The sequence below is a fragment of the Polyangiaceae bacterium genome, assembly GCA_020633235.1.
In the GTDB taxonomy this organism is placed as follows: Bacteria; Myxococcota_A; Polyangia; order Polyangiales; family Polyangiaceae; genus JACKEA01.
In genome coordinates this window covers 264672-290893 of sequence record JACKEA010000001.1, presented here as the reverse complement: position 1 = coordinate 290893, position 26222 = coordinate 264672, and the positions used below count along the sequence as shown (strand labels likewise).

At 66.9% G+C, this 26222-nt stretch carries 22 protein-coding genes and 4 pseudogenes; 5 read left to right on the top strand and 21 right to left on the bottom strand.

What is annotated here, in order from left to right; translation table 11 throughout:
- Position 1 precedes the first annotated feature (1 nt).
- The 3 genes from H6717_01340 (at position 2) to H6717_01330 (ending at position 1790) form a co-directional block, all read left to right on the top strand.
- A complete protein-coding gene (locus H6717_01340; protein ID MCB9575654.1) occupies positions 2-646 on the top strand; it encodes a hypothetical protein in 645 nt (214 codons plus the stop codon).
- A 170-nt stretch (positions 647-816) separates the two neighbouring features.
- On the top strand, positions 817-1530 hold the full coding sequence (locus H6717_01335) for a hypothetical protein (GenBank protein MCB9575653.1): 714 nt from the start codon (positions 817-819) through the stop codon (positions 1528-1530).
- A gap of 86 nt (positions 1531-1616) precedes the next feature.
- Positions 1617-1790 (top strand): hypothetical protein, encoded by a 174-nt coding sequence (locus H6717_01330; protein MCB9575652.1) that lies wholly within the window; start codon positions 1617-1619, stop codon positions 1788-1790.
- 176 nt (positions 1791-1966) lie between these two features.
- Here H6717_01330 and H6717_01325 read toward each other — a convergent pair whose 3' ends face one another.
- Genes H6717_01325 through H6717_01315 form a run of 3 tightly spaced genes read right to left on the bottom strand, consistent with a single transcriptional unit; the run spans position 1967 to position 6231 of the window.
- Entirely contained in the window at positions 1967-3121 is a 1155-nt protein-coding gene (locus tag H6717_01325) for a hypothetical protein (GenBank protein MCB9575651.1), read from the bottom strand.
- 39 nt (positions 3122-3160) lie between these two features.
- Positions 3161-4579: a benzoyl-CoA 2,3-epoxidase subunit BoxB gene (gene boxB / locus H6717_01320; GenBank protein MCB9575650.1), complete on the bottom strand. Its 1419-nt coding sequence runs from the start codon at positions 4577-4579 to the stop codon at positions 3161-3163.
- 14 nt (positions 4580-4593) lie between these two features.
- A complete protein-coding gene (locus H6717_01315; GenBank protein ID MCB9575649.1) occupies positions 4594-6231 on the bottom strand; it encodes a benzoyl-CoA-dihydrodiol lyase in 1638 nt (545 codons plus the stop codon).
- A gap of 88 nt (positions 6232-6319) precedes the next feature.
- Here H6717_01315 and H6717_01310 point away from each other — a divergent pair, with 88 nt between their 5' ends.
- The gene (locus H6717_01310) at positions 6320-7069 is read left to right on the top strand and encodes a helix-turn-helix domain-containing protein (GenBank protein MCB9575648.1); all 750 of its coding nucleotides are present in this window, start codon (positions 6320-6322) and stop codon (positions 7067-7069) included.
- A 102-nt stretch (positions 7070-7171) separates the two neighbouring features.
- Here the strand turns inward: H6717_01310 and H6717_01305 are convergent, their stop codons facing one another.
- From H6717_01305 to H6717_01245, 13 genes and pseudogenes are all read right to left on the bottom strand, one after another.
- Positions 7172-7492, bottom strand: a complete 321-nt coding sequence (locus tag H6717_01305; protein ID MCB9575647.1) for a hypothetical protein — start codon at positions 7490-7492, stop codon at positions 7172-7174.
- A gap of 866 nt (positions 7493-8358) precedes the next feature.
- Positions 8359-8640, bottom strand: a pseudogene (locus H6717_01300) (hypothetical protein).
- Positions 8641-8723: 83 nt separating this feature from the next.
- Positions 8724-9023 carry a hypothetical protein gene (locus tag H6717_01295; GenBank protein MCB9575646.1) on the bottom strand — a complete coding sequence of 100 codons (300 nt, stop codon included), beginning with the start codon at positions 9021-9023 and terminating at the stop codon, positions 8724-8726.
- Complete coding sequence (locus H6717_01290) at positions 9020-9277, bottom strand: hypothetical protein (GenBank protein ID MCB9575645.1); 258 nt, start codon at positions 9275-9277, stop codon at positions 9020-9022. Before H6717_01290 ends, H6717_01295 begins: the two co-directional genes overlap by 4 nt.
- A gap of 435 nt (positions 9278-9712) precedes the next feature.
- Positions 9713-10828: a site-specific tyrosine recombinase XerC gene (gene xerC / locus H6717_01285; GenBank protein MCB9575644.1), complete on the bottom strand. Its 1116-nt coding sequence runs from the start codon at positions 10826-10828 to the stop codon at positions 9713-9715.
- A pseudogene (locus tag H6717_01280) lies at positions 10828-13853 on the bottom strand (toprim domain-containing protein). Before H6717_01280 ends, xerC (H6717_01285) begins: the two are co-directional and overlap by 1 nt.
- Before the next feature lie 872 nt (positions 13854-14725).
- The gene (locus H6717_01275) at positions 14726-15013 is read right to left on the bottom strand and encodes a hypothetical protein (GenBank protein ID MCB9575643.1); all 288 of its coding nucleotides are present in this window, start codon (positions 15011-15013) and stop codon (positions 14726-14728) included.
- A complete protein-coding gene (locus tag H6717_01270) occupies positions 15010-15159 on the bottom strand; it encodes a hypothetical protein (protein MCB9575642.1) in 150 nt (49 codons plus the stop codon). Before H6717_01270 ends, H6717_01275 begins: the two co-directional genes overlap by 4 nt.
- A 368-nt stretch (positions 15160-15527) precedes the next feature.
- Positions 15528-15704 (bottom strand): hypothetical protein, encoded by a 177-nt coding sequence (locus tag H6717_01265; protein ID MCB9575641.1) that lies wholly within the window; start codon positions 15702-15704, stop codon positions 15528-15530.
- 129 nt (positions 15705-15833) lie between these two features.
- A complete protein-coding gene (locus tag H6717_01260; protein ID MCB9575640.1) occupies positions 15834-16346 on the bottom strand; it encodes an RHS repeat-associated core domain-containing protein in 513 nt (170 codons plus the stop codon).
- Positions 16347-16720: 374 nt separating this feature from the next.
- Positions 16721-16978: a hypothetical protein gene (locus H6717_01255; GenBank protein ID MCB9575639.1), complete on the bottom strand. Its 258-nt coding sequence runs from the start codon at positions 16976-16978 to the stop codon at positions 16721-16723.
- Between the two features lie 262 nt (positions 16979-17240).
- A pseudogene (xerC, locus tag H6717_01250) lies at positions 17241-18527 on the bottom strand (site-specific tyrosine recombinase XerC).
- Positions 18527-21564: pseudogene (locus H6717_01245) on the bottom strand (toprim domain-containing protein). The pseudogenes xerC (H6717_01250) and H6717_01245 overlap by 1 nt, the downstream one beginning before the upstream one ends.
- A 155-nt stretch (positions 21565-21719) precedes the next feature.
- Between H6717_01245 and H6717_01240 the strand changes: the two are divergent.
- On the top strand, positions 21720-22085 hold the full coding sequence (locus tag H6717_01240) for a helix-turn-helix transcriptional regulator (protein MCB9575638.1): 366 nt from the start codon (positions 21720-21722) through the stop codon (positions 22083-22085).
- 352 nt (positions 22086-22437) lie between these two features.
- Here H6717_01240 and H6717_01235 read toward each other — a convergent pair whose 3' ends face one another.
- The 5 genes from H6717_01235 to xerC (H6717_01215) form a co-directional block, all read right to left on the bottom strand.
- A complete protein-coding gene (locus H6717_01235; protein ID MCB9575637.1) occupies positions 22438-22875 on the bottom strand; it encodes a hypothetical protein in 438 nt (145 codons plus the stop codon).
- The gene (locus H6717_01230; protein MCB9575636.1) at positions 22872-24032 is read right to left on the bottom strand and encodes an RHS repeat-associated core domain-containing protein; all 1161 of its coding nucleotides are present in this window, start codon (positions 24030-24032) and stop codon (positions 22872-22874) included. The genes H6717_01235 and H6717_01230 overlap by 4 nt, the downstream gene beginning before the upstream one ends.
- 111 nt (positions 24033-24143) lie before the next feature.
- Positions 24144-24440, bottom strand: coding sequence for a hypothetical protein (locus H6717_01225; protein MCB9575635.1), 297 nt, complete (start codon positions 24438-24440; stop codon positions 24144-24146).
- Complete coding sequence (locus H6717_01220; protein ID MCB9575634.1) at positions 24437-24667, bottom strand: hypothetical protein; 231 nt, start codon at positions 24665-24667, stop codon at positions 24437-24439. The genes H6717_01225 and H6717_01220 overlap by 4 nt, the downstream gene beginning before the upstream one ends.
- 437 nt (positions 24668-25104) lie before the next feature.
- Positions 25105-26220 carry a site-specific tyrosine recombinase XerC gene (gene xerC / locus H6717_01215; protein ID MCB9575633.1) on the bottom strand — a complete coding sequence of 372 codons (1116 nt, stop codon included), beginning with the start codon at positions 26218-26220 and terminating at the stop codon, positions 25105-25107.
- Positions 26221-26222 lie beyond the last annotated feature (2 nt).

The window sequence follows — 26222 nt, the reverse complement described above, 5'->3', positions numbered from 1 at the left end:
CATGCGCCTCCTCCCCGCCCTCGTGCTCGCGTGCCTCACCTTCGCCGTCGGTTGCGGCGGCACCGTCAAAGACGATCCGTCCGCCGACGGCGGCGCCGGCAGTAGCGGCAATGGAGGAAGCAGCGGTGGCAGCGGAACCGCGTGCGGCACCGCCACCTGCAGCGCCGGCGAGTACTGCTGCAACGCCAGCTGCGGCATTTGCGCCAAGCCGGGTGAAGGCTGCGTCGCCATCGCCTGCGAGCCGGTCCCCTGCGGCGCCGTGACCTGCGGCGCCGGCGAATACTGCTGCGACGCGAGCTGTGGCACCTGCGCCAAGCAAGGCGAAGCGTGCACCCCCTCGCAGGGTTGCCCAGGGCAGCAGTGCGGCGACACCACCTGCGCGGCGGGACAGTTCTGTTGCGATCCCGCGTGCGGTCAGTGCGCCAGCACCAAGGTGGAGTGCGCGGGGCTCGTCTCTTGCGCGTGCGAGCCGCAGAAGGCCGAGGGCACTGGCCTGTGCGACGGCTTCTTCGGGTACAAATGGACGGGCGGCGGCTGTGTCGGCGTGTCCGGCTGCAGCTGCGTCGGCAGCGACTGCGACAAGCTCTACATGGACGAGCCTGCCTGCATCAAAGACCACGAGACCTGCCCTCAATATTTCGATTGATTGTTGGTCCGCCGCGAACCCCGTCGGGTTCGCGAAGCGCATTCAAAGAAGTGGAACCTCGCGCCGCGACGTCTGCGTCCGGGGTGTGCCACCGTGCCGAGCTTCGCCCCCGTCGATCCCGGCCTTTTCGTCCGGGGATCCTGGCACGCGCCGTGCTTTCGTCCGGCGCCATGCGCATCCTCCAAGCCCTGCTCTTCGCGTCCCTCACCTTGGCCGTCGGCTGCGGCGGTAGCGTCGGCGGTAACGCGTCGCCGGATGGCGGCGCCGGCAGCTCCGGCAGTGGTGGCAACAGCGGCGGAACGGGCGCCGTGGGCGGCAGCGGCGCCGTGGGCGGCAGCGGCGCCGTGGGCGGCAGCGGCGGCGGCGGTGGCGTGCAGTGCGGCAACGTCACCTGCGGCGTCGGCGAATACTGCTGCAACGAAAGCTGCAGCACCTGCGCCAAGGAGGGCGAGACGTGCGCCGGCTTGGATTGCGGTCCGGTACAGTGCGGCAACGTCACCTGTGAACAGGGCGAGCAGTGCTGCGATCCCACCTGCGGTCTCTGCGCCCCACTGGGGCAAGGGTGCCCGGCCCTGGGCTGCGCAGATCCCGGCGAGCCTTGCGGCAACGTCACGTGCGCTCCGGGGCTTTTGTGCTGCGACCCCGCCTGCGGCTCCTGCGCGGAAACCAAGGCCCAGTGCATCCCAATGAATTCGTGCAACTGCGCCGCGCAGAACGCCATCGGTCAGGGTGAGTGCTTCGGCTTCTTCGGCTTCAAATGGAACGGCATCACGTGCACGCAAGTGACGGGCTGCAGCTGCGTGGGCAGCGACTGCGGCAAGCTCTTCGCGGACGGGAACACCTGCCTCAAAGCCCACGACACCTGCCCCCAGCTCCTCGATTGATGGTCGGTCCTCCGCGCGCGGGAAACGTTCCGACGCGGCTATCGCGCTTGCGGCGCGATAGCGTCGCCGTTTCGATCATTACTGCAATGGAGCTCGAGTTCGCTCTGGCGAAGAAACCGACCACGCGGCGTCGGGATGCGGTCAAGCGCTTCCTCGACGTGATGCCGGTTCTTCCTCTGCCGGAGGACATCGCGACTCAGTACCGCGCACTCCGCGCGGATCTGGAGCACCGCGGAAAGCCCATTGGCCCCTCGACATGATCATCGGCGCTCACGCCGTTTCGCTGGGCGCCGCGCTCGTCACCAACAACCTCCGCGAATTCAGCCGTATCCGTGGTCTTCACTGTGAAGACTGGACGCGCTCACGCTGACACGCGTCCACTTCGCCTCGGCGCGCGTTCGCGCCACGCGACGGGCTCGCGCCGGACCGACAAACTTTAGCCATGCATGGCCAGCATGTAGACCACGATGCCGAAGACGCACACCATGGCCGCCGTCTCCACCCAGCTGACCTTGCCGTCGTCCCGCACGGCCTTCCACAAGAGGAGCATGGGCGGAAACGCGAGCAGCATCACGCTGGTGGTCTCCAGGTCGATGGGCAGCACGGCGCCGCTCTCGCTGACCGGCACCACGTGAGTCTGCGCCAGCACGGCGAGCAGGATCATGGCGATGGGCAGCACCACGAAGGGCACCTGGCTGACCTGCCCGGCAGCGGAGGCGAGGGCCACGTCGTACATCTTCTTGGCGTGGGAGGTGACGATCATGGCCAGCGCGCCGGCGGAGGCGAACACGCTCAGTAGCAGCGCGCCGACCATTTCCGGATAGCCGGCCTGCTCCAGGCTGCGCACCAAGATGTCGGCGAAGTCCCCCACGGCGTGGCCGCCCAGCACGGAGGTGCCGAGACCGATGGCGCCGAAGCCGGCGATGGCGCCCCAGCTCGGCGGCGGCTCTCCGCCTTCTTCCTTTTTGCCATCGGAGCCGCCGCTGAAGTGCTTCACGAGCTGGGATGTGGCGACGACCTGCACGCCCAGCAGCGCGATGCCGAGCACGTAGAGATCCGGCACGCCGAGGCCCGCGCCCTTGTGCTGCCCCGCGCTGAAGGTGCGGAGCATGAGCATCACCAGGCCGGAGCCGAGGAACACGCCCGCCGCGGCGGCGAACAAGTCCGTGCTGATCTTCACCAGCGGTTCCGGCAGCGGCGCGTGACCGGTGGCGTCGCGCGGGAGAAAACCGCTGTACAGACCGAAGGAGAGCGCTCCCACGTGCAGCGTGAGACAGGTGACGATGAAGCCGATGCGTGGCGCGGCGGCCAGCACGAAGCCGAGCATCACCAGCTCCGGTACGTTGGACGCGAGCCCGGCCATGGTGCCGGCGACGAAGGGGTTCCAGCCCACGCGCTGGCCGATGCCCTCCACGCTCTTGATCATGGCCTCGCAGCTGCCGAACACGGTAGCGAGACCGCCCAGACCCAAGAGCGCGGCGACCAGCCCTTTGGGCAGCGCGTCGTGGCCAACGGTGGCGGCGGCGATGGCCACACCGCCGCCAAGCAGCAAATAGATCCAGCCCTTCCCGCCTCCGCCTCCAGCAGCCATTGGCGTTACGGTTAGCCTACGGGCCCTGCACCATGCAACTCAGTCGTGCCGAACGTACTCGTACTCGATGGGCTTGCCCTTGATGCCGCGGTTGGGGGGCGCGATGTAGTTCGCCATCTTGCCGGGCTCGAGCACGGGCTTCTGCATCAGGCCCTGGATGAACTCGCGGTCCGCCTGCGAAGGCAGCCAGTCCTTCACGCCCGCTTCGTACGCTGCTTCGCTCAGCGGCTCGCCCTTGGGGTCGAAGTGCATGCCGGCGTAGATGCCCACCTGGCGGTTGAAGCGGCGGCTGGGCAGCGTGAGCGTGAAATCGACGCCCGCCTCGGCGATGGTCTTGTTCCACTTGTCCACGCCGCGCTGGCAGTCCTCGATGTAACCGTCGCGCAGCACCTCGTTCATGGCGTTGCGCATGGCGATGGACTCGGTCTGGACCTTGCCGTCCTTGGGCACTGACATCTCGTAGCTGCCGTCGAGGGCCACGTGATCCTCGTAGCGGTCCTCGTGGGCGCGACCCTTGAGGCCGGTGGCAAAATAGGTGGCGGCGTTGCTGCTGATCTCGCCGCCGAACAGATCCAGCGAGATGGAGTACCAGTAGTTCATGTAGCGCTGCACCGTGGGCAGATCGATGGCGCCGAGCTCCCGCGGGTTCTTGCCGGGGTGCTCCTTCATGAGCTCTGCGCTGCGCTTGACGATGCGCTGCACGCCGGTCTCGCCCACGAACATGTGGTGCGCCTCTTCCGTGAGCATGAAGCGCGTGGTGCGGCTCAGCGGATCGAAGGAGCTCTCCGCCAGGGCGAGGAGCTGGTACTTGCCGTCGCGATCCGTGAAGTAGGTGAACATGAAGAAGGACAGCCAATCCAGCATCGGTGCGTTGAAGGCGCCCAAGATGCGGGGGTTGTCCGGGTTGCCGCTGCGGCGCTCCAACAGGGCTTCCGCCTCTTCGCGGCCATCGCGGCCAAAGTAGGAGTGGAGCAGGTACACCATGGCCCACAGGTGCCGGCCCTCTTCCACGTTCACCTGGAACAGGTTCCGGAGGTCGTACAGGCTGGGGCAGGTGGCGCCCAGGTTTCGCTGCTGCTCCACGCTGGCGGGCTCGGTGTCGCCCTGGGTCACGATCAAGCGGCGCAACGTGTTGCGGTGCTCACCGGGAACCTCTTGCCACACGGGCTTGCCCATCTCGTCCCCGAAGCCAATGGTGCGGTCCTTCACCGGATCCGCGAGGAAGATGCCCCAGCGGTACTCCGGCATCTTCACGTAGTCGAAGTGCGCCCAGCCGTCGGAGTCCGCGCTGATGGCGGTGCGCAGCCACACGTCGTGCTGCTGGTAGCCGACGGGCCCCATGTCCACCCACCAGTTCACGAAGTTCGGCTGCCACTGCTCCAAGGCACGCTGCAGCCGGCGGTCCCCGGCCAGGTTGACGTTGTTCGGGATCTTCTCGTTGGTCGCGACGTTGCTCATGGCTTCTCCGGAAATCAGGTGCGGCGGAAGTCGAACACGGGGCGTTCGGGGGTTCCGTATTTGGTCAGGGCGCCGCGCTCCCCCACGGCGTTGGGGCGCTGGAAGATCCAGTTCTGCCAGGCGGAAAGCCGCCCGAAGATCTTGGTCTCCATGGTCTCGGGGCCGGCGAAGCGCAGGCTGGCTTCCATGCCGGTGAGGGCGTCGGGGGAGAACGCCGCGCGCTCTTCCACGGCGATGCGCACCTCGTCGTCCCAGTCGATGTCGTCCGGGGCGAAGGTGACGAGACCGAGCTCGAGCGCGGTCTGGGTGTCCATCGCGTCTTCTCGACCCTTGAGCTCACCAACACGCTCCGGCGTCGCCAAGAAGCGCGTGTCCAGGCGCGTGAGGCCGTTGCTCATGGGCAGCGGGCCGAAGTTCATGACCGACAGCGCCACCGTGGGCCCGTCGTCCACGTCCAGCATGTAGGAGCGGTCCGCCGCCAGCGCCAGCTCGAACAGCGAGCCCGCGAAACAGGAGCCCGGCTCGATGATGGCGAACGCCGTGCGCGCGGAGAGATCCAGCCGCTTGAGCACGCGCTTCTGCTGCAACACGATCTCGCGAGCGAACCAGTCGTCCTTGGCCAACGCTGCCACGGTGCGGTCGCTCTCCAGCACCGCTTGGGCGTCGCCCTCGGTCTTCAGCACCACCAGGCCGACCTCCAAGTGGTTGAAGCGCAGGTTCAAGAGCGCGTCGTCCAGCTCCCGGAACGCGCGGAGCGCCCACACGTTCTCCCCCGCCTTGCGCAGCTCTTCCGCCGTCTTCGGCGTGGGGGCCGCGGGAGCCTTCACCGTGATGGTGCAGACCCGCTTTTCCTCGCCGATTTCCATCGTGACGTGGCGGTACTGGGTGACGCCGTCGGCGCGCTCCGGCGCCAGCGGGCTCAGCGTGACGCCGGCGCCGCTCCGCTCCGGCGCGCTCTTGGCCTGCTCCGCCGCCGTGCTCTTCACCGCCTCGTCGAACTTGCTACGGGGCACCGATTGATCCACCAGCCGCCATTCCACTGCGCGCTTGCCGCGCACGCCTTCTGCGACGGTGCTGAAGGCATCCGCCAGATCACGGCGGACCTTGCGCTTGTCCACCAGGCGCGTGAGGCCCCCGGTGCCCGGCAGCACCGCCAGCAGCGGCACCTCCGGCAAGCTCACGGCGGAGTTCCCATCTTCCTGCAAGATGATGTGCTCGCACGCCATCGCCAGCTCGTAGCCGCCGCCGGAAGCGGTGCCGTTCAGCGCGGCGATGGTGGGGATGCCGCTGTGCTCCGCCATGTCTTCCAGGTACAGCCGCGTCTCGTTGGTGTACTTGCAGAAGTTCACCTTGAAGGCGTGGGTAGAGCTGCCCAGCATGTAGATGTTGGCGCCGGAGCAGAAGATGCGGTCCTTGTCGCTGGTGACGACCATGACCTTCGTTTCCGGGTGCTCGAAGCGCACACGCTGAATCGCATCCGCCAGCTCGATGTCGACCCCGAGGTCGTAGCTGTTGAGCTTGAGCACGTAGTCCCCGGACAGCGCCGCGTCTTCCGGCACGTCCATGGCGAGGGTGGCAACGGGGCCCTCGAAGGACAGCTTCCAGCGCTTGTACTCGGAGGGATGGGTTTCGAAGCGGACGGGCGACGACATGAGGCGAGAAGCCTACCGACTTGAGCTTCGTCAATCAAGCAGTATGTTGCAGTTGATTTGCCATTGATCGGAACTATAGTGCAGACCCGTGAGTGAGCCCCGAAACCCCACTTTGGCCGCTTTGGGCCATTCCGTGCGGGCGTGCCGCCTCGGGCGGGAGCTCACCCTCCACGCCCTGAGCGAGCGCGCCGGAGTGAGCGAGCGCTTCCTGGCCCAGCTGGAGGCGGGTCAGGGCAACATCAGCGTGGCGCGTTTGTGCGACGTGGCGCACGCCCTCGGCACCAGCGCCGCGCGCTTGCTCGAAGGCGTGGGCGAAGGCAGCGCGGAGCCCGGCGTCGTCGCGCTGCTCGGTCTTCGCGGCGCCGGCAAGAGCACCATCGGTCCGCGCCTCGCCCAAGCCCTGTCCGTCCCCTTCGTGGAGCTCGACCAGCTGGTGGAGCGCGCCGCGGGCATGACCTTGGGCGAAGTATTCGAGCTCCAGGGGGAAGCCTTCTACCGCCGCCTCGAGCGGGAAACGCTGCGCCGCGTGTTCGCGGATCACCCGCGCGCCGTGATCGCCACCGGCGGCAGCATCGTGGGCGACGCGGAGTCCTTCGACCTACTGCGCCGCGCCGCCACCACCGTGTGGCTCAAGGCAAAGCCGGAAGATCACATGCAGCGCGTCCGCGCCCAGGGGGACGAGCGCCCGATGCGGAATCGGGACGACGCCATGAGCGAGCTCCGCGCCCTGCTCCGCTCCCGCACGCCCCTCTACGCCCAAGCGGATCACGTGGTGGACACCTCGCTCCTCGGCATCGACGGATCCATCACCGCCCTCGTCGACGCCCTCTCCGCCTGAATTTGCCGGTCCGCCGCGAGCCCCCTAAGGAACCCCACACCTTCGGGTATCGCGAAGCGCGTTCGAAGCAGGGGAACCACGCTTCGCGGGGTAGATGTGAAGCTAGGCGCGGTGGCGAACAAGTTCGTCCGCAGTCTGCACGGCTTCGGCCACCGCGACGGATAGTCTCTCGACTGTACTGGCGCGGAAGGCCGCCACAGGATCGTTCCACTTCCTTTCAGCAATCACGTAGACAACGAACTCTCCGGTTGGGTCGCCCTGAGGGTACCAACCTACGTCGACCATCACAGAGTCCCCGTACTCCACTTGGATCAAATCCTCCTTCAGCGCTGCAAGCTGCGCCTGGAGTGGCAACTCTGGAGTGATGCGCCAGTCGCAGTACCGTACGATGCCGCTTCCAAAAGCGAAGTCTAGTTTGTTCATCGGGGCCTGGTGAGTTTCTTGAATTCGCTCTCCGTGATCGGGTGGCCGTGAATTGTCCCTGCTGAACGTTCCACACGTACCCAACGGCTGGCCTTGCCACCGCTCGCGCCAATTTCTTCGGAGAATTCCTTGACTTTCCACGTCTTCCCGGACGTTACGGATTGTCCAGTTTGCCACACATCGCGCTCAATTGCCTCGACGTTCACGCCGTGGCCGTACTTTGCCGGCCCTTTCAGAGTCGCCTTCACAACATCCTTCCAAGCAAGCTTCCCCGAAGGAAAGTGTTTGTAGCCGTGCGGGGTCCACGCCGGAGCATGCAGCGCCCTCAACCCTTGTTCTACGGCACGCGCCGCGCGATATGCTTCTATGATTCGACCCAGGAGGATGGCCATCGCCACGTATCCTCCCGCGACCGCGGCCTGCGTCTTCCCGGAGGCATTCTCCTCAGGGCCAACGCCACCGGGCATGCCTCCACTAACCCCACGCTTGCCCGGCTCGATACCCAAAACCAAGGCTGCACCCAGCATGGTTTGGTCAAGCAGCGTATCGTGCTTGCGTTCCCCAAAGCCGCTGCACTCCACACCAGTGCACCCACCGCCGGTTCCAGTGCCCCCGCCCATCGCTTGTCGCAATTGAGCCAACGTGTTTGCGGTGTCGATGTCCAAGCCGCTCTTCGGTTCGTAGACAAACACCGCCCGGCCCTTCGCCGCCTCCTGGAATTCGCTGCGCGACACCTCCCCGCCCTTTCCCGCAGGAACCGGAATGAAGCGTTGGCCGGGCTTCACGCCGGGTGGGGCCTGCTTCACCGGAATTGGGGCCGTGTCCGGGTCGAGACCAACTGGGTCTACTGCCCTGAGCGCCATCCCACTCACGTACGCGTACAAATTCGGGTCCGCCCCCAACCCATGCACCGCCAACGGGTCCGCACTGATCCACCGATTCAAATACGGCGACAGATACCGCTTGCCGAAGTACGTGAGGCCGACGTCGATGTCCTCTTCCTTCCCGGTGAAACATGAGTCCGACGCGTTCGTCGTACGCGCGCACCGATTTTCCCGGGTGCCTTCCGTGACTTCGAAGCGCGCGAGCCGGACGCGTTCCTGCGCGCGCACCTGAAAATCCCCAGACGCGTGTTTTCGCCTGCGCACGCTGTCGCCGACACGCGAGGGCGTGCACGCACGCGCGCGCGGACGCGTGGTTTTCGGGCGGCTAAGGAAAGAAGGTCAGGGCTTCAGAGCTCGGGTTCGTGCTCTTGCCGACCGGCCCAGAGGCAGACAATCGTGACCTGCGTCTCGCTGTCCCGCTGCAGGTAGATGTAGTGCCCGCTCTTCTCCATCACGATGCAGTAGACGATTCTGCCGCTCGCCGTCTGTCGCTTCGTTCCCAGCTTGACGCCTGGGACCTTGAGCAGCTCGACAAGCCGGTCCAGCTCGTCGACAAACATGTCTGGCGCCGCGGGCCGGTTTTCCCGCCACCACGTGTCGAGCTCCTCAGCCTCGAGCTCGGCGCGTTCCGAGAAGATGACCTTCATGCACTTGAGCGAGCGCGGAGCTTTTCCAAGACTACGGAAGCATCGACCACTCGACCCGCGTCGGCATCGGCCAAGCCTTCGTCAATCGCCTTCTCCAGCGCCTCGCGTTCTTCCGCGCTCATGTGCTCGTGTGCGACGCCGGGAATTTCTTCATCCTCGACGGGCACGAGCGTCAGCACCGTGCCCTCAGGCAAGTCCGTCGGTTGGTCGACCACGATGCGGCCGTTCTTCACGTGGGCTTTGAGCGCGTTCACATGCCGAGCATAGCACCGCGACGCCGAGGGGCGGGGCTGGGACGTGATGAGGCCCGCGTGGGAGGGTCCCACGGGCCGAGCCGTTTCCCGCCGGGGCGGGCGGGCCTCTGTGACGCGATGAGGCGAGCGCGGCGGGCGGGGCCGCCGCGCTCGCCGAGACGGTGCACGCGGCGCGAGCTCGACGCTCACTGCGATGCGTGATGCGACGTGCACCGTGGAGCGCAGCCCCCCAGCGCGAGGTAACATAACCCTCCGGTTATGTTTAGCGAGCGAGGGGACCCGGCGGCGCGGGGCTTGCTCGCGAGCCGCCCCACCGTGCTCGGCGGTGCAAGCCCCGGGACGCTGGGCGGTGCGCATAAGCCAGGCTTATGCGCACCGCCGAGCGAGCGACTCGCGCTGGGGGGCGGAGCGGCTCGCGTCGCTCTTCGCCGACCGTCACTCGTCGTGCTCGTCGCCGTGACCCGCCGCCAAGCGCGAGGAGGGTTCCGGTGGCGTGGGCGTTTCGGCCGGCCCGGCCGGTGCGGAAGCTCCTTGCTCGCGTCGCCCCGTCGTCTTCGCCAGCCGCTCGAGCTTCGCTCCGGGGTGCGTCGCGTCGTGGATCGCCTTCAGCTTCCGGATGCTCACGCGCGTGTACACCTGCGTCGAGTCCAGGTGCACGTGCCCCAGCATCTCCTGGATGTAGCGCACGTCCGCTCCGCCCTCGAGCATCAGCGTCGCCATCGTGTGCCGGAAGATGTGGCAGGCGCCGCTCTTGCCGAGCTCGGCTTCCTTCACGTAACGCCGCACCGTCTGCGTCAGCCAGTCCGGCGTGAGCGCCTCGCCCAGCGTCGTCAGAAACAGCGCTCCAGAGTCCGGTGGCATCACCAGCTCCGGTCGCACGTCGCGCAGGTAGCGACTCACCCACGAGAGCGCGCGCTCCCCTACAGGCACCATCCGGTCCTTCTGTCCCTTGCCCTCGCGCACCATCAGCGTGCCGCGCTCTCCGTCCACGTCGCTCAGCCTCAGAGCCACCACCTCGCTCCGCCGGATCCCCGTCGAGTACAAGACCTCGACGATGGCCCGGTCCCGCACGCCCACCGCCGTCCGCGTGTCCGGCTGCGCCATCACCCGCTCCACCTCCGCCACCGTCAGCACGTCTCGCGGCAACCGGGCCGGAAGCCGCGGCAGCTCGAGCTCGCTCGCGGGGTTCGCGGATAGGACGTTCTGTTTCACCAGCCACCGGAAGAAGCCCCGCACCGCGCTCAGCCGCACGTGCTGCGACCGAAACGACAGCTGCGGCCGGCCGTCGGGGCGCCGGAGGTGGTACAGGTGCCGCTGGTAGCGCTCCAGAATCGGTTTCGTCAGCTCCACCGGCCTCACCAGGCTCCGCGCTCCGCACCACTCCACGAAGAGCCTCAGGCTCGACTCCGCGTTGCCCACCGTCCGCGGCGAGTAGTTCCGCACCGCCAGCCACTCCAGGTACCGACGCACCCACACACCGAAGCCCTCCGGATCGTGCGGATCGCCGATCACCCGCGGCGCCTTCTTCTTCTTGCCCTGCTTCGGAGGCATCAGCTCGCATCCGCTCGCCGCACCGCTACGACTCCGCGCACGTACGACGACGCTTGTCCGTTCCCGCGGCGCGCTTTCTGTGCGCGATCACTCTTCAGATCACGAGCGCCGCTGTTTTGCTGCGGCTTCGTCTCGTCTTGGCCACCCCGACCACCCCCCGACCGGGGGCCGACCGAGGGCCGACCACCCCCCGCGAAGTTGGGCTTCGACCCCCGCGAAGTTGAAATCGTAGACGACGCGTCCAGCGCCTCCGCGTCGATCAAACCTGGCAGCAATGGTCCGTCCTCTTCGCTCGCGCTCCAGCACAGCTCGTAGCCGTAGCTCTGCCCCTGCCGCCCGCGGTGCACCAGCACGTACTCCAGCTCCACCAGCCGCCCGAGGTGCACCTTGAGCTGCGTGTCGCCCCAGCCCGTGCGGTCGCGCAGCTCTCTGCGACTAAAGCGAAAATCTCCGCGCTCGAGCCCCAGCCGCTTCGTCTCTTCCCTCACCAGCTCGTCCACCAGCCCCAGCAAGCGCCGCGTCTGCGGCGGCAGCTCGTCCAGGCTCCGCCCCAGCACCTCGTGCGTCAGCCGATTCGCCAGCGCGATGTCCGCCTTCGTCACCTCCACGTACCGGAGCTTCGTGCCCCGGTGCTCCACCTCTCGCACCGCCCGCTGGTATTGATGGAGCAGCGCGATGGCCTCGATCAGCGCCAGGTACTTCATGTGGTCCCGCCGCATCCGCGTCCGGTGATCGGGAAACGTGAGCTGCTCCGCGTACGGATTCACGACCGAAAGCGGCCTGAGCAAGCGCTGGGCGTTCTGGTGCAGCTCCATCAACCGCCCGCGCTCTTGCCGGCTCACCACCCCCTCCAGCGTCCGCGCTCGCCGCTGCCGATCGTGGATCGCCCGCGTCTGCTCCCGTCCCTCGTCCACCGTCAGCACGATGCAGCGGTTCAAAAGCTCTTCGTCCACCTCGATCGCCGTCGTCGTCAGGAAGATCATCACCGGCCCCTCCACCCGGTACTCCTGCGTCACCAGCCGCCCCGTCGCTGGATCCTTGCCCGTGCTCGCGATCGTCAGCTCCCCCTCGCTCTGCAGGAGCTTCAGCGCGTAGCTCGCTCGCTCCGCTCCCTCCTCTTCGACGATGGCCAGGATCTTGTGCGCCAGATCACTCTCGCCCATGTAGAAGAGGCTCTGCCCCGTCATCGCCGAGTACTGCACCCGCTCCTCGACGGGCATCAGGCTCAGCACCGCCTCCATCAGCGAGCTCTTCCCCGCCGCGCTCGAGCTTTGGATGATCACCGCCAGCGGCTCCTCCAGCTTCCGGCTCGTCGCCGCCAGGTAGCCGACGAGCTTGTTCGTTTCTTCGCCGACAACGCCCATGCGGCGGAAGTCTTCCAAGATCTGATCGCAGAGCCCCGGCGACCGCAAAAGCTCGAGCGCCGCCGCGCGATCGGCGTCGCTGATCGTGGCCGGCTTCTTCGCGCTGTCCGCCGCGCGCTCCGCCTCCTGCCGCTCCTCCAGCGCGAGCAGCACCTGGCCGAGCTCGTGCTTGATCACGCGCTCCTCGAGCCCCAGCTCCTCCGCCGCAAGCTTCACGTACACCGCTCGCTGCCTCGCCGCGTACAGCTCCAGCGTGTCCACGTGAAAGCCCCCGCCTTCTCGGGCGACCAGCAAGTTGACGCGCAACTGCTCCGGCCCCGCTTTCTTGTCCAGACCCCGCACTCGCCAGCGCCGATCTCCAAACCGGAAAACGATGTCGTCTCCTTCGCTCTCCGCCACCGCCGTCTGCACCGGCTCCTCAGAAGAAGCAGCTAAGGAGGGAAGGGTCTCCTCTGCCGTTGGCGTGGGCGCCGGCGCCGGCGACGCCTCGGCGATCGCCTCCTCCCGAGCGCTGGGCTCCGCCGCCGGCGTCTCGCCGCTCCCGAGCCACACCGCCTGCCGCAGCACCAAGCCGAGGCTCTTGTCCGCCGGGGCGACCTTCAACGCGTACTCGTTCGCGTCCATCCCCTTCGGAAACAACACCCGCGCGGTCGCGATCCCCGCCTCGCCCAGCTCCCGCGCGAGCTTGTCCGCTGCGCGCTCTCCCGCCTCGTCGCGATCGTAGGCGATCAGCACCCGCTCGACGCCGTGACGCCGAAAGGCCTCACGGTGATCGTCCGTGAAGCCCTCCACACCGTAGGCCGCGGTGACGTTCCGGTGGCCCGCACACCAAAACGTGAGCGCGTCGAGCAGGCTCTCGCAGAGGATGATCTCCTTCGACTCCCGCAGCGCCTGCCAGTTCCAGACGCCTCGATGCGGACCCGGCAAGTACAGGTGCAGCGGCGTGCCCTTCCTCAGGTGCGGGGTGATCTTCCGCCCGTAGAGCTCCACCACCTGGCCCGTCTCGTCGAAGATCGGGACGACCAGGGAGCCGTTCAGGTGCTCGTGCCCGCTCTCGCGAAACACCCCGAGACGCTCCAGCGCCGCTCGGAGCTCGCTGCCCGTGCGCTGGTTTCGAGACGGCAGGCGATAGGAGAGCGTGCGGTTCGCGAAGCCCAGACGGAAGTGACGAATTGCCTCCTCGTTCCCGAGCCCGCGCTTGTCCAGATACGCCCGGGCCTCCGGGCTCTCGAGCAGCGTCTGGTGGTAGTAGTCCACCACTTCCACGAGCAGCTCCTGATCGCTCGCTACCTGCTCCACCACCGGCGGCAACTTCGGCACCAGCGTCTTCTTCGGCGGCGGCTTCGCCAGCGACTCCGCAGCTTCGGCGGCTAAGGAGGAAGATCCTTCCTGAGCAGCTCCACCGCGTGCCGGAAGCTCACCGCCTCCGCCCTCATCACCCAGTCGATCACGCTCCCGCCCGCCTGGCACGCTCCGAGGCAGTGCCACAGGTTCCGCTCTGGCGTGATCACCAGGCTCGGCTCGCGGTCGTCGTGAAACGGGCACAGCCCGATCAGATCCTTGCCGTGCTTCTTCAGCTTCACGCCCCGCGCTTCTGCCAGCCGCTCGACCGAAATCTCCCGCTTCAACGCCCGGATTTCTGCCTCGCTCACTCTCGCCATCTGCGCCTCCAGGAGGAAATAGCCGTCAAGCGAAAAACAACGCTTCTGACGTACCTGATTGACCCGTCCCGTTTTACCTGGCATACCAGGTACGCAGCAAGCGTCTTCTGCCCTGGGAAAGGAGGGATCCAGAAATGCACCCCTACAATCCCGGCATGCCTCGTCGTCTCTCCAGACCTCGCCCCAAACAGGCGGCTCGTCTGGTGGCTCTGCAGCGGCCGGCCGGCCTCAGCCAGGTCGAGCTCGCCGACGCCGTGCGCGTTTCTCCCCAAATCCATCGCCTACTGGGGAGACATCCGCAACTCCTCCCGCTCCGACGTGCTGCCCCGCCTGGCAAAGGCTCTCGGCGTCCGCGTCGAAGAGCTGCTCGGCGAGCGTCCCGTCGAGCCGCGCAGGCCCGGGCCCGTCGGAAAGCTCCAGCGCGTCTTCGAGGCAGGCCGTGGCCTTGCCCAGGCGCGAGCAGGAACTCGTCGCCAATTCGTCGCCACGCTGATCGCCGAGCACCAGCGCCGCGCGGGCTGATGTACCCAGCCGGAGCGCGCGCACTACACAGCGGCGACCGGCGCGGACACGACTCGGCCACAGCGGCGGGACCCTCCCACCGCTGTGGCCTTGGAATGACGCGGGCCGACGCGCTCTGCGTCGCGACCGCGGATGTGCGCGGCCGCCGCTCTGGGCCGCCAGCTGAGTAATGTTTGCGTTAGGCCAGCCGGCGCCGGGCGTCCGTGAGCGGGTCCGTCTCCAGCTCGGCGGCGATCACCGGCGCGTTCTGGCGCGCGCCGCAGGTGGCGAAACATTACTCAGGCCTGGAGAGCCCGCTCCGGCCACACTGCTCCCCACTCTACGTCTGGGCGCACGTCTCGAGCTTCGCATCACGAATCGGAAACCTTGGAAAAACGTATGGCTCGTACTATTCGTTCGCAAGCATCCAGTTCAGTTCGCGGATCCGATGCATCGCACGTATACGTCGCCAATGCCACGCTCCAGCCATCGGTCACGTACCAGATCCGCGTGAACTCCTCATCGTTGCTGTAGCTGGCCGCGGCAATGCGCAAGCCGTTTTCGGTGACAGCTACGATCACTTTCAATACCCAGGCGTTGGCTCTCGCGAGTTCTCTGACCATCGCACCAAGCTCACCAACATCCGGATCTGGTTTCACGCCAGCCCGGTAGCCAGCAGAGGAGAACTGGAGAGCTCCACCCCATCACCGAGCTTTGCAAGAGTCAGAACTTCGCCCGGCTCGCTGATCTTACCCCAGTCCTCCGGCGCAGTCAGTTCGATCGGCCCACTGGTGATTCGGCTCATGGCGTCAGCGTCCCGCTCCTCGGATCATACGGCAGCATGAATGTTGGCTGCTTCCACTTCAGGCGTTGATCGCGAGAAAGGTCTTCCTTCCCCGGGCGTATCTGGCTTGAAGTCAGCATAGTCGACTCCTTGGGGCCATTTCGAGCCCGTGTAAGACGAGGGGGTGCTGCCCCCGTAACGTGGACGTCCTGGCCTGCCACACGGGCTTAGTGAACTCGAAGTCCGTGTTTGGGTATCAGGCTCGCAGCTGGTCCGGAAGATGCCCAGGCTTGTCCGAGTGGAGTTTGCTGCCTCGTGCAGCAGCCTTCTGCGTCTTCGGATTTGCCCCCCACCCGCGATGCCGTTGAAGTCGCCGACTTGCTCGAAGTTCAGGACATCTTGTAGCCCACTTCTGCATTGCGGCCAGCTTGTCCAAGCGCGAGGTACTCGACGTACATCGACAGTAGACCCGCCATCAGATAGGTGCTGACGACCGCTCCTGCAGCAGGCCCGCTACCTCCGCCGCCAGCTTCCCCGGCCAAGTACAAGAGCCATCGGTAGGTCACGTACGTGCTTGTCCCTACCGGCCGCCGCGCCAGCCATCAATCCAACGCCGAATCCTCGACGTTCGTTCGGCGACGCATTCTTGTTGACGGTATCTGCAACGCTTGCTGTCGCGTTATCGCCGTTCGGCGTCACCGACCCGAGGAAGCCGGTTGCTGCACCATGCGCAGCCGCAACACCCGGCGCTTCTCCGCCAGTCGACGAAGCCCCGGTACTACCCGGCGCACCGGCGACGTCGTCCCCAGCAGCGAGGCAACACCTTCCTGACCGCAGCCGGTGACCGTGAAACTCCAGCCATCTGGAATCAGAGTCGCCAGGGCTTCCTGCAGACCAAGTGGATCGACCGCCTTCAACGCGCGCCCCGACACGTACGCGTACAGATTCAGGTCCGCCCCCAGCCCATGCACCGCGAGCGGATCCGGACTGATCCACCGATTCAGATACGGCGACAGATACCGCTTGCCGAAGTACGTGAGGCCGACGTCGATGTCCTCTTCCTTCCCGGTGAAACATGAGTCCGACGCGTTCGTCGTACGCGCGCACCGATTTTCCCGGGTGCCTTCCGTGACTTCGAAGCGCGCGAGCCGGACGCGTTCCTGCGCGCGCACCTGAAAATCCCCAGACGCGTGTTTTCGCCTGCGCACGCTGTCGCCGACACGCGAGGGCGTGCACGCACGCGCGCGCGGACGCGTGGTTTTCGGGCGGCTAAGGAAAGAAGGTCAGGGCTTCAGAGCTCGGGTTCGTGCTCTTGCCGACCGGCCCAGAGGCAGACAATCGTGACCTGCGTCTCGCTGTCCCGCTGCAGGTAGATGTAGTGCCCGCTCTTCTCCATCACGATGCAGTAGACGATTCTGCCGCTCGCCGTCTGTCGCTTCGTTCCCAGCGACGCCTGGGACCTTGAGCAGCTCGACAAGCCGGTCCAGCTCGTCGACCGACATGTCTGGCGCCGCGGGCGGTTTTCCCGCCACCACGTGTCGAGCTCCTCAGCCTCGAGCTCAGCGCGTTCCGAAGATGACCTTCATGCACTTGAGCGAGCGCGGAGCTTTTCCAAGACTACGGAAGCATCGACCACTCGACCCGCGTCGGCATCGGCCAAGCCTTCGTCAATCGCCTTCTCCAGCGCCTCGCGTTCTTCCGCGCTCATGTGCTCGTGTGCGACGCCGGGAATTTCTTCATCCTCGACGGGCACGAGCGTCAGCACCGTGCCCTCAGGCAAGTCCGTCGGTTGGTCGACCACGATGCGGCCGTTCTTCACGTGGGCTTTGAGCGCGTTCACATGCCGAGCATAGCACCGCGACGCCGAGGGGCGGGGCTGGGACGTGATGAGGCCCGCGTGGGAGGGTCCCACGGGCCGAGCCGTTTCCCGCCGGGGCGGGCGGGCCTCTGTGACGCGATGAGGCGAGCGCGGCGGGGCGGGGCCGCCGCGCTCGCCGAGACGGTGCACGCGGCGCGAGCTCGACGCTCACTGCGATGCGTGATGCGACGTGCACCGTGGAGCGCAGCCCCCAGCGCGAGGTAACATAACCCTCCGGTTATGTTTAGCGAGCGAGGGACCAACGGCGCAGGGGCTTGCTCGCGAGCCGCCCCACCGTGCTCGGCGGTGCAAGCCCCAGGACGCTGGGCGGTGCGCATAAGCCAGGCTTATGCGCACCGCCGAGCAGCGACTCGCGCTGGGGGGGCGGAGCGGCTCGCGTCGCTCTTCGCCGACCGTCACTCGTCGTGCTCGTCGCCGTGACCCGCCGCCAAGCGCGAGAGGGTTCCGGTGGCGTGGGCGTTTCAGCCGGCCCGGCCGGTGCGGAAGCTCCTTGCTCGCGTCGCCCCGTCGTCTTCGCCAGCCGCTCGAGCTTCGCTCCGGGGTGCGTCGCGTCGTGGATCGCCTTCAGCTTCCGGATGCTCACGCGCGTGTACACCTGCGTCGAGTCCAGGTGCACGTGCCCCAGCATCTCCTGGATGTAGCGCACGTCCGCTCCGCCCTCGAGCATCAGCGTCGCCATCGTGTGCCGGAAGATGTGGCAGGCGCCGCTCTTGCCGAGCTCGGCTTCCTTCACGTAACGCCGCACCGTCTGCGTCAGCCAGTCCGGCGTGAGCGCCTCGCCCAGCGTCGTCAGAAACAGCGCTCCAGAGTCCGGTGGCATCACCAGCTCCGGTCGCACGTCGCGCAGGTAGCGACTCACCCACGAGAGCGCGCGCTCCCCTACAGGCACCATCCGGTCCTTCTGTCCCTTGCCCTCGCGCACCATCAGCGTGCCGCGCTCTCCGTCCACGTCGCTCAGCCTCAGAGCCACCACCTCGCTCCGCCGGATCCCCGTCGAGTACAAGACCTCGACGATGGCCCGGTCCCACACGCCCACCGCCGTCCGCGTGTCCGGCTGCGCCATCACCCGCTCCACCTCCGCCACCGTCAGCACGTCTCGCGGCAACCGGGCCGGAAGCCGCGGCAGCTCGAGCTCGCTCGCGGGGTTCGCGGATAGGACGTTCTGTTTCACCAGCCACCGGAAGAAGCCCGCACCGCGCTCAGCCGCACGTGCTGCGACCGAAACGACAGCTGCGGCCGGCCGTCAGGGGCGCCGGAGGTGGTACAGGTGCCGCTGGTAGCGCTCCAGAATCGGTTTCGTCAGCTCCACCGGCCTCACCAGGCTCCGCGCTCCGCACCACTCCACGAAGAGCCTCAGGCTCGACTCCGCGTTGCCCACCGTCCGCGGCGAGTAGTTCCGCACCGCCAGCCACTCCAGGTACCGACGCACCCACACACCGAAGCCCTCCGGATCGTGCGGATCGCCGATCACCCGCGGCGCCTTCTTCTTCTTGCCCTGCTTCGGAGGCATCAGCTCGCATCCGCTCGCCGCACCGCTACGACTCCGCGCACGTACGACGACGCTTGTCCGTTCCCGCGGCGCGCTTTCTGTGCGCGATCACTCTTCAGATCACGAGCGCCGCTGTTTTGCTGCGGCTTCGTCTCGTCTTGGCCACCCCGACCACCCCCCGACCGGGGGCCGACCGAGGGCCGACCACCCCCCGCGAAGTTGGGCTTCGACCCCCGCGAAGTTGAAATCGTAGACGACGCGTCCAGCGCCTCCGCGTCGATCAAACCTGGCAGCAATGGTCCGTCCTCTTCGCTCGCGCTCCAGCACAGCTCGTAGCCGTAGCTCTGCCCCTGCCGCCCGCGGTGCACCAGCACGTACTCCAGCTCCACCAGCCGCCCGAGGTGCACCTTGAGCTGCGTGTCGCCCCAGCCCGTGCGGTCGCGCAGCTCTCTGCGACTAAAGCGAAAATCTCCGCGCTCGAGCCCCAGCCGCTTCGTCTCTTCCCTCACCAGCTCGTCCACCAGCCCCAGCAAGCGCCGCGCGTCTGCGGCGGCAGCTCGTCAGGCTCCGCCCCAGCACCTCGTGCGTCAGCCGATTCGCCAGCGCGATGTCCGCCTTCGTCACCTCCACGTACCGGAGCTTCGTGCCCCGGTGCTCCACCTCTCCTCGCACCGCCCGCTGGTATTGATGGAGCAGCGCGATGGCCTCGATCAGCGCCAGGTACTTCATGTGGTCCCGCCGCATCCGCGTCCGGTGATCGGGAAACGTGAGCTGCTCCGCGTACGGATTCACGACCGAAAGCGGCCTGAGCAAGCGCTGGGCGTTCTGGTGCAGCTCCATCAACCGCCCGCGCTCTTGCCGGCTCACCACCCCCTCCAGCGTCCGCGCTCGCCGCTGCCGATCGTGGATCGCCCGCGTCTGCTCCCGTCCCTCGTCCACCGTCAGCACGATGCAGCGGTTCAAAAGCTCTTCGTCCACCTCGATCGCCGTCGTCGTCAGGAAGATCATCACCGGCCCCTCCACCCGGTACTCCTGCGTCACCAGCCGCCCCGTCGCTGGATCCTTGCCCGTGCTCGCGATCGTCAGCTCCCCCTCGCTCTGCAGGAGCTTCAGCGCGTAGCTCGCTCGCTCCGCTCCCTCCTCTTCGACGATGGCCAGGATCTTGTGCGCCAGATCACTCTCGCCCATGTAGAAGAGGCTCTGCCCCGTCATCGCCGAGTACTGCACCCGCTCCTCGACGGGCATCAGGCTCAGCACCGCCTCCATCAGCGAGCTCTTCCCGCCGCGCTCGAGCTTTGGATGATCACCGCCAGCGGCTCCTCCAGCTTCCGGCTCGTCGCCGCCAGGTAGCCGACGAGCTTGTTCGTTTCTTCGCCGACAACGCCCATGCGGCGGAAGTCTTCCAAGATCTGATCGCAGAGCCCCGGCGACCGCAAAAGCTCGAGCGCCGCCGCGCGATCGGCGTCGCTGATCGTGGCCGGCTTCTTCGCGCTGTCCGCCGCGCGCTCCGCCTCCTCCTGCCGCTCCTCCAGCGCGAGCAGCACCTGGCCGAGCTCGTTAGCGATCACGCGCTCCTCGAGCCCCAGCTCCTCCGCCGCAAGCTTCACGTACACCGCTCGCTGCCTCGCCGCGTACAGCTCCAGCGTGTCCACGTGAAAGCCCCCGCCTTCTCGGGCGACCAGCAAGTTGACGCGCAACTGCTCCGGCCCCGCTTTCTTGTCCAGACCCCGCACTCGCCAGCGCCGATCTCCAAACCGGAAAACGATGTCGTCTCCTTCGCTCTCCGCCACCGCCGTCTGCACCGGCTCCTCAGAAGAAGCAGCTAAGGAGGGAAGGGTCTCCTCTGCCGTTGGCGTGGGCGCTTAAGCGTAAGCGGCGACGCCTCGGCGATCGCCTCCTCCCGAGCGCTGGGCTCCGCCGCCGGCGTCTCGCCGCTCCCGAGCCACACCGCCTGCCGCAGCACCAAGCCGAGGCTCTTGTCCGCCGGGGCGACCTTCAACGCGTACTCGTTCGCGTCCATCCCCTTCGGAAACAACACCCGCGCGGTCGCGATCCCCGCCTCGCCCAGCTCCCGCGCGAGCTTGTCCGCTGCGCGCTCTCCCGCCTCGTCGCGATCGTAGGCGATCAGCACCCGCTCGACGCCGTGACGCCGAAAGGCCTCACGGTGATCGTCCGTGAAGCCCTCCACACCGTAGGCCGCGGTGACGTTCCGGTGGCCCGCACACCAAAACGTGAGCGCGTCGAGCAGGCTCTCGCAGAGGATGATCTCCTTCGACTCCCGCAGCGCCTGCCAGTTCCAGACGCCTCGATGCGGACCCGGCAAGTACAGGTGCAGCGGCGTGCCCTTCCTCAGGTGCGGGGTGATCTTCCGCCCGTAGAGCTCCACCACCTGGCCCGTCTCGTCGAAGATCGGGACGACCAGGGAGCCGTTCAGGTGCTCGTGCCCGCTCTCGCGAAACACCCCGAGACGCTCCAGCGCCGCTCGGAGCTCGCTGCCCGTGCGCTGGTTTCGAGACGGCAGGCGATAGGAGAGCGTGCGGTTCGCGAAGCCCAGACGGAAGTGACGAATTGCCTCCTCGTTCCCGAGCCCGCGCTTGTCCAGATACGCCCGGGCCTCCGGGCTCTCGAGCAGCGTCTGGTGGTAGTAGTCCACCACTTCCACGAGCAGCTCCTGATCGCTCGCTACCTGCTCCACCACCGGCGGCAACTTCGGCACCAGCGTCTTCTTCGGCGGCGGCTTCGCCAGCGACTCCGCGGCTTCGGCGGCTAAGGAGGGAAGATCCTTCCTGAGCAGCTCCACCGCGTGCCGGAAGCTCACCGCCTCCGCCCTCATCACCCAGTCGATCACGCTCCCGCCCGCCTGGCACGCTCCGAGGCAGTGCCACAGGTTCCGCTCTGGCGTGATCACCAGGCTCGGCTCGCGGTCGTCGTGAAACGGGCACAGCCCGATCAGATCCTTGCCGTGCTTCTTCAGCTTCACGCCCCGCGCTTCTGCCAGCCGCTCGACCGAAATCTCCCGCTTCAACGCCCGGATTTCTGCCTCGCTCACTCTCGCCATCTGCGCCTCCAGGAGGAAATAGCCGTCAAGCGAAAAACAACGCTTCTGACGTACCTGATTGACCCGTCCCGTTTTACCTGGCATACCAGGTACGCAGCAAGCGTCTTCTGCCCTGGGAAAGGAGGGATCCAGAAATGCACCCCTACAATCCCGGCATGCCTCGTCGTCTCTCCAGACCTCGCCCCAAACAGGCGGCTCGTCTGGTGGCTCTGCGAAAAGCGGCCGGCCTCAGCCAGGTCGAGCTCGCCGACGCCGTGCGCGTTTCTCCCAAATCCATCGCCTACTGGGAGACATCCGCAACTCCTCCCCGCTCCGACGTGCTGCCCCGCCTAGCAAAGGCTCTCGGCGTCCGCGTCGAAGAGCTGCTCGGCGAGCGTCCCGTCGAGCCGCGCAGGCCCGGGCCCGTCGGAAAGCTCCAGCGCGTCTTCGAGCAGGCCGTGGCCTTGCCCAGGCGCGAGCAGGAACTCGTCGCCAAATTCGTCGCCACGCTGATCGCCGAGCACCAGCGCCGCGCGGGCTGATGTACCCAGCCGGAGCGCGCGCACTACACGGCGGCGACCGGCGCGGACACGACTCGGCCACAGCGGCGGGACCCTCCCACCGCTGTGGCCTTGGAATGACGCGGGCCGACGCGCTCTGCGTCGCGACCGCGGATGTGCGCGGCCGCCGCTCTGGGCCGCCGGCTGAGTAATGTTTGCGTTAGGCCAGCCGGCGCCGGGGCGTCCGTGAGCGGGTCCGTCTCCAGCTCGGCGGCGATCACCGGCGCGTTCTGGCGCGCGCCGCAGGCCAACGAAACATTACTCAGGCCTGGGAGAGCCCGCTCCGGCCACACTGCTCCCACTCTACGTCTGGGCGCACGTCTCGAGCTTCGCATCACGAATCGGAAACCTTGGAAAAACGTATGGCTCGTACTATTCGTTCGCAAGCATCCAGTTCAGTTCGCGGATCCGATGCATCGCACGTATACGTCGCCAATGCCACGCTCCAGCCATCGGTCACGTACCAGATCCGCGTGAACTCCTCATCGTTGCTGTAGCTGGCCGCGGCAATGCGCAAGCCGTTTTCGGTGACAGCTACACGATCACTTTCAATACCCAGAGCGTTGGCTCTCGCGAGTTCTCTGACCATCGCACCAAGCTCACCAACATCCGGATCTGGTTTCACGCCAGCCCGGTAGCCAGCAGAGGAGAACTGGAGAGCTCCCACCCCATCACCGAGCTTTGCAAGAGTCAGAACTTCGCCCGGCTCGCTGATCTTACCCCAGTCCTCCGGCGCAGTCAGTTCGATCGGCCCACTGGTGATTCGGCTCATGGCGTCAGCGTCCCGCTCCTCGGATCATACGGCAGCATGAATGTTGGCTGCTTCCACTTCAGGCGTTGATCGCGAGAAAAGGTCTTCCTTCCCCCGGGCGTATCTGGCTTGAAGTCAGCATAGTCGACTCCTTGGGGCCATTTCGAGCCCGTGTAAGACGAGGGGTGCTGCCCCCCCGTAACGTGGACGTCCTGGCCTGCCACACCGGGCTTAGTGAACTCGAAGTCCGTGTTTGGGTATCGGGCTCGCAGCTGGTCCGGAAGATGCCCAGGCTTGTCCGAGTGGAGTTTGCTGCCTCGTGCAGCAGCCTTCTGCGTCTTCGGATTTGCCCCACCCCGCGATGCCGTTGAAGTCGCCGACTTGCTCGAAGTTCGGGACATCTTGTAGCCCACTTCTGCATTGCGGCCAGCTTGTCCAAGCGCGAGGTACTCGACGTACATCGACAGTAGACCCGCCATCAGATAGGTGCTGACGACCGCTCCTGCAGCAGGCCCGCTACCTCCGCCGCCAGCTTCCCCGGCCAAGTACAAGAGCCATCGGTAGGTCACGTACGTGCTTGTCCCTGCACCGGCCGCCGCGCCAGCCATCAATCCAACGCCGAATCCTCGACGTTCGTTCGGCGACGCATTCTTGTTGACGGTATCTGCAACGCTTGCTGTCGCGTTATCGCCGTTCGGCGTCACCGACCCGAGGAAGCCGGTTGCTGCACCATGCGCAGCCGCAACACCCGGCGCTTCTCCGCCAGTCGACGAAGCCCCGGTACTACCCGGCGCACCGGCGACGTCGTCCCCGGCTTGGCAGGCAACACCTTCCTGACCGCAGCCGGTGACCGTGAAGCTCCAGCCATCTGGAATCGAGTCCTTGGGAGCTTCCTGCAGACCAAGTGGATCGACCGCCTTCAACGCGCGCCCCGACACGTACGCGTACAGATTCAGGTCCGCCCCCAGCCCATGCACCGCGAGCGGATCCGGACTGATCCACCGATTCAGATACGGCGACAGATACCGCTTGCCGAAGTACGTGAGGCCGACGTCGATGTCCTCTTCCTTCCCGGTGAAACATGAGTCCGACGCATTCGTCGTACCCGCACACCGATTTTCCCGGGTGCCTTCCGTGACTTCGAAGCGCGCGAGCCCGACGCGTTCCTGCGCGCGCAACTGAAAATCCCCAGACGCGTGTTTTCGGGCTCGCTGCTCGAGGCGGAGACGCTTGTCCGCCCGCGTACGCGCGCACGCAGGCGGCTATCTGAGGCAGCTAAGAGGAGAAGATTAGAGTTTCGGCGGGCGGCCGCGCTGCCCGCCCCACAAGCAAACGATGCGCACCGTGTTGGCGTTGGGGCGGGTCACGTAGAGCTGTTTCTTCGTGCGTGGGAGGAGCACTTTTCGAATCAGTTGGCCGCGGCGTGTCCGCCAAACCGCACCGAGGTCGGGCGACTCTTTCAGCTTGTCGAGATACTCGCCGATCTCGTCGCTGAGCAGCGTGGGTGCATCACGCCGATTTTCGCCCCACCACTTCAACGCCGCTTTCATTTCGCGGTCTGCGCGAGCGGAAATCTCGAGCTTCAACGGTGCGCCCGCAGCATGGCCCGCACGGTCTCCTCGTCGACGATGCGTCCAGCCTCGAAGTCGTCCAGTCCTTCGTCGATGGCAGCTTCGAGCTCTGCGCGCTCCTCATCGTCCATCTCGTCATCGTCTTCAGCCGGCACGAGGTACAGCTCCGTCCCCTCGGGCAGGTCCGTGGGCTCATCGACGATGATGCGGCCGTTCTTCACGTGGGCTTTCAGCGCGTTCACATGCCGAGCATAGCACCGCGGCGCCGAGCGGCGGGGCTGGGACGTGATGAGGCCCGCGTGGGAGGGTCCCACGCGGGCCGAGCCGTTTCCCGCCGGGGCGGGCGGGCCTCTGTGACGCCATGAGGCGAGCGCGGCGGGGCGGGGCCGCCGCGCTCGCCGAGACGGTGCACGCGTCGCGAGCTCGACGTGCAGCGCGAGCGTGATGCGACGTGCACCGTGGAGCGCAGCCCCCCAGCGCGAGGTAACATAACCCTCCGGTTATGTTTAGCGAGCGAGGGGACCCGGCGGCGCGGGGCTTGCTCGCGAGCCGCCCCACCGTGCTCGGCGGTGCAAGCCCCGGGACGCCGGGCGGTGCGCATAAGCCAGGCTTATGCGCTCCGCCGAGCGAGCGACTCGCGCTGGGGGGCGGAGCGGCTCGCGACGCCCTTCGCCGACCGTCACTCGTCGTGCTCGTCGCCGTGACTCGCCGCCCTGCGCGAGGAGGGTTCCGGCGACGTGGACGTTTCGGCCGGCCCGGCCGGTGCGGAAGCTCCTTGCTCGCGTCGCCCCGTCGTCTTCGCCAGCCGCTCGAGCTTCGCCCCGGGGTGCGTCGCGTCGTGGATCGCCTTCAGCTTCCGGATGCTCACGCGCGTGTACACCTGCGTCGAGTCGAGGTGCACGTGCCCCAGCATCTCCTGGATGTAACGCACGTCCGCTCCGCCCTCGAGCATCAGCGTCGCCATCGTGTGCCGGAAGATGTGGCATGCGCCGCTCTTGCCGAGCTCCGCTTCCTTCACGTAACGCCGCACCGTCTGCGTCAGCCAGTCCGGCGTCAGCGCTTCGCCCAGCGTCGTCAGAAACAGCGCTCCAGAGTCCGGTGGCATCACCAGCTCCGGTCGCACGTCGCGCAGGTAGCGACTCACCCACGAGAGCGCGCGCTCCCCGACCGGCACCATCCGGTCTTTCTGTCCCTTGCCCTCGCGCACCATCAGCGTGCCGCGCTCCGCGTCCACGTCGCTCAGCTTCAGAGCCACCACCTCGCTCCGCCGGATCCCCGTCGAGTACAAAACCTCGACGATGGCCCGGTCCCGCACGCCCACTGCGGTGCGCGTGTCCGGCTGCGCCATCACTCGCTCCACCTCCGCCACCGTCAGCACGTCCCGCGGCAGCCGGGCCGGAAGCCGCGGCAGCTCGAGCTCGCTCGCGGGGTTGGCGCTGAGGACGTTCTGTTTCACCAGCCACCGGAAGAAGCCCCGCACCGCACTCAGCCGCACGTGCTGCGACCGAAACGACAGCTGCGGCCGGCCGTCGGGGCGCCGCAGGTGGTACAGGTGCCGCTGGTAGCGCTCCAGAATCGGTTTCGTCAGCTCCACCGGCCTCGCCAGGCTCCGAGCCGCGCACCACTCCACGAAGAGCCGCAAGCTCGACTCCGCGTTGCCCACCGTCCGCGGCGAGTAGTTCCGCACCGCCAGCCACTCCAGGTACCGACGCACCCACACCCCGAAGCCCTCCGGATCGTGCGGATCGCCGATCACCCGCGGCGCCTTCTTCTTCTTGCCCTGCTTCGGAGGCATCA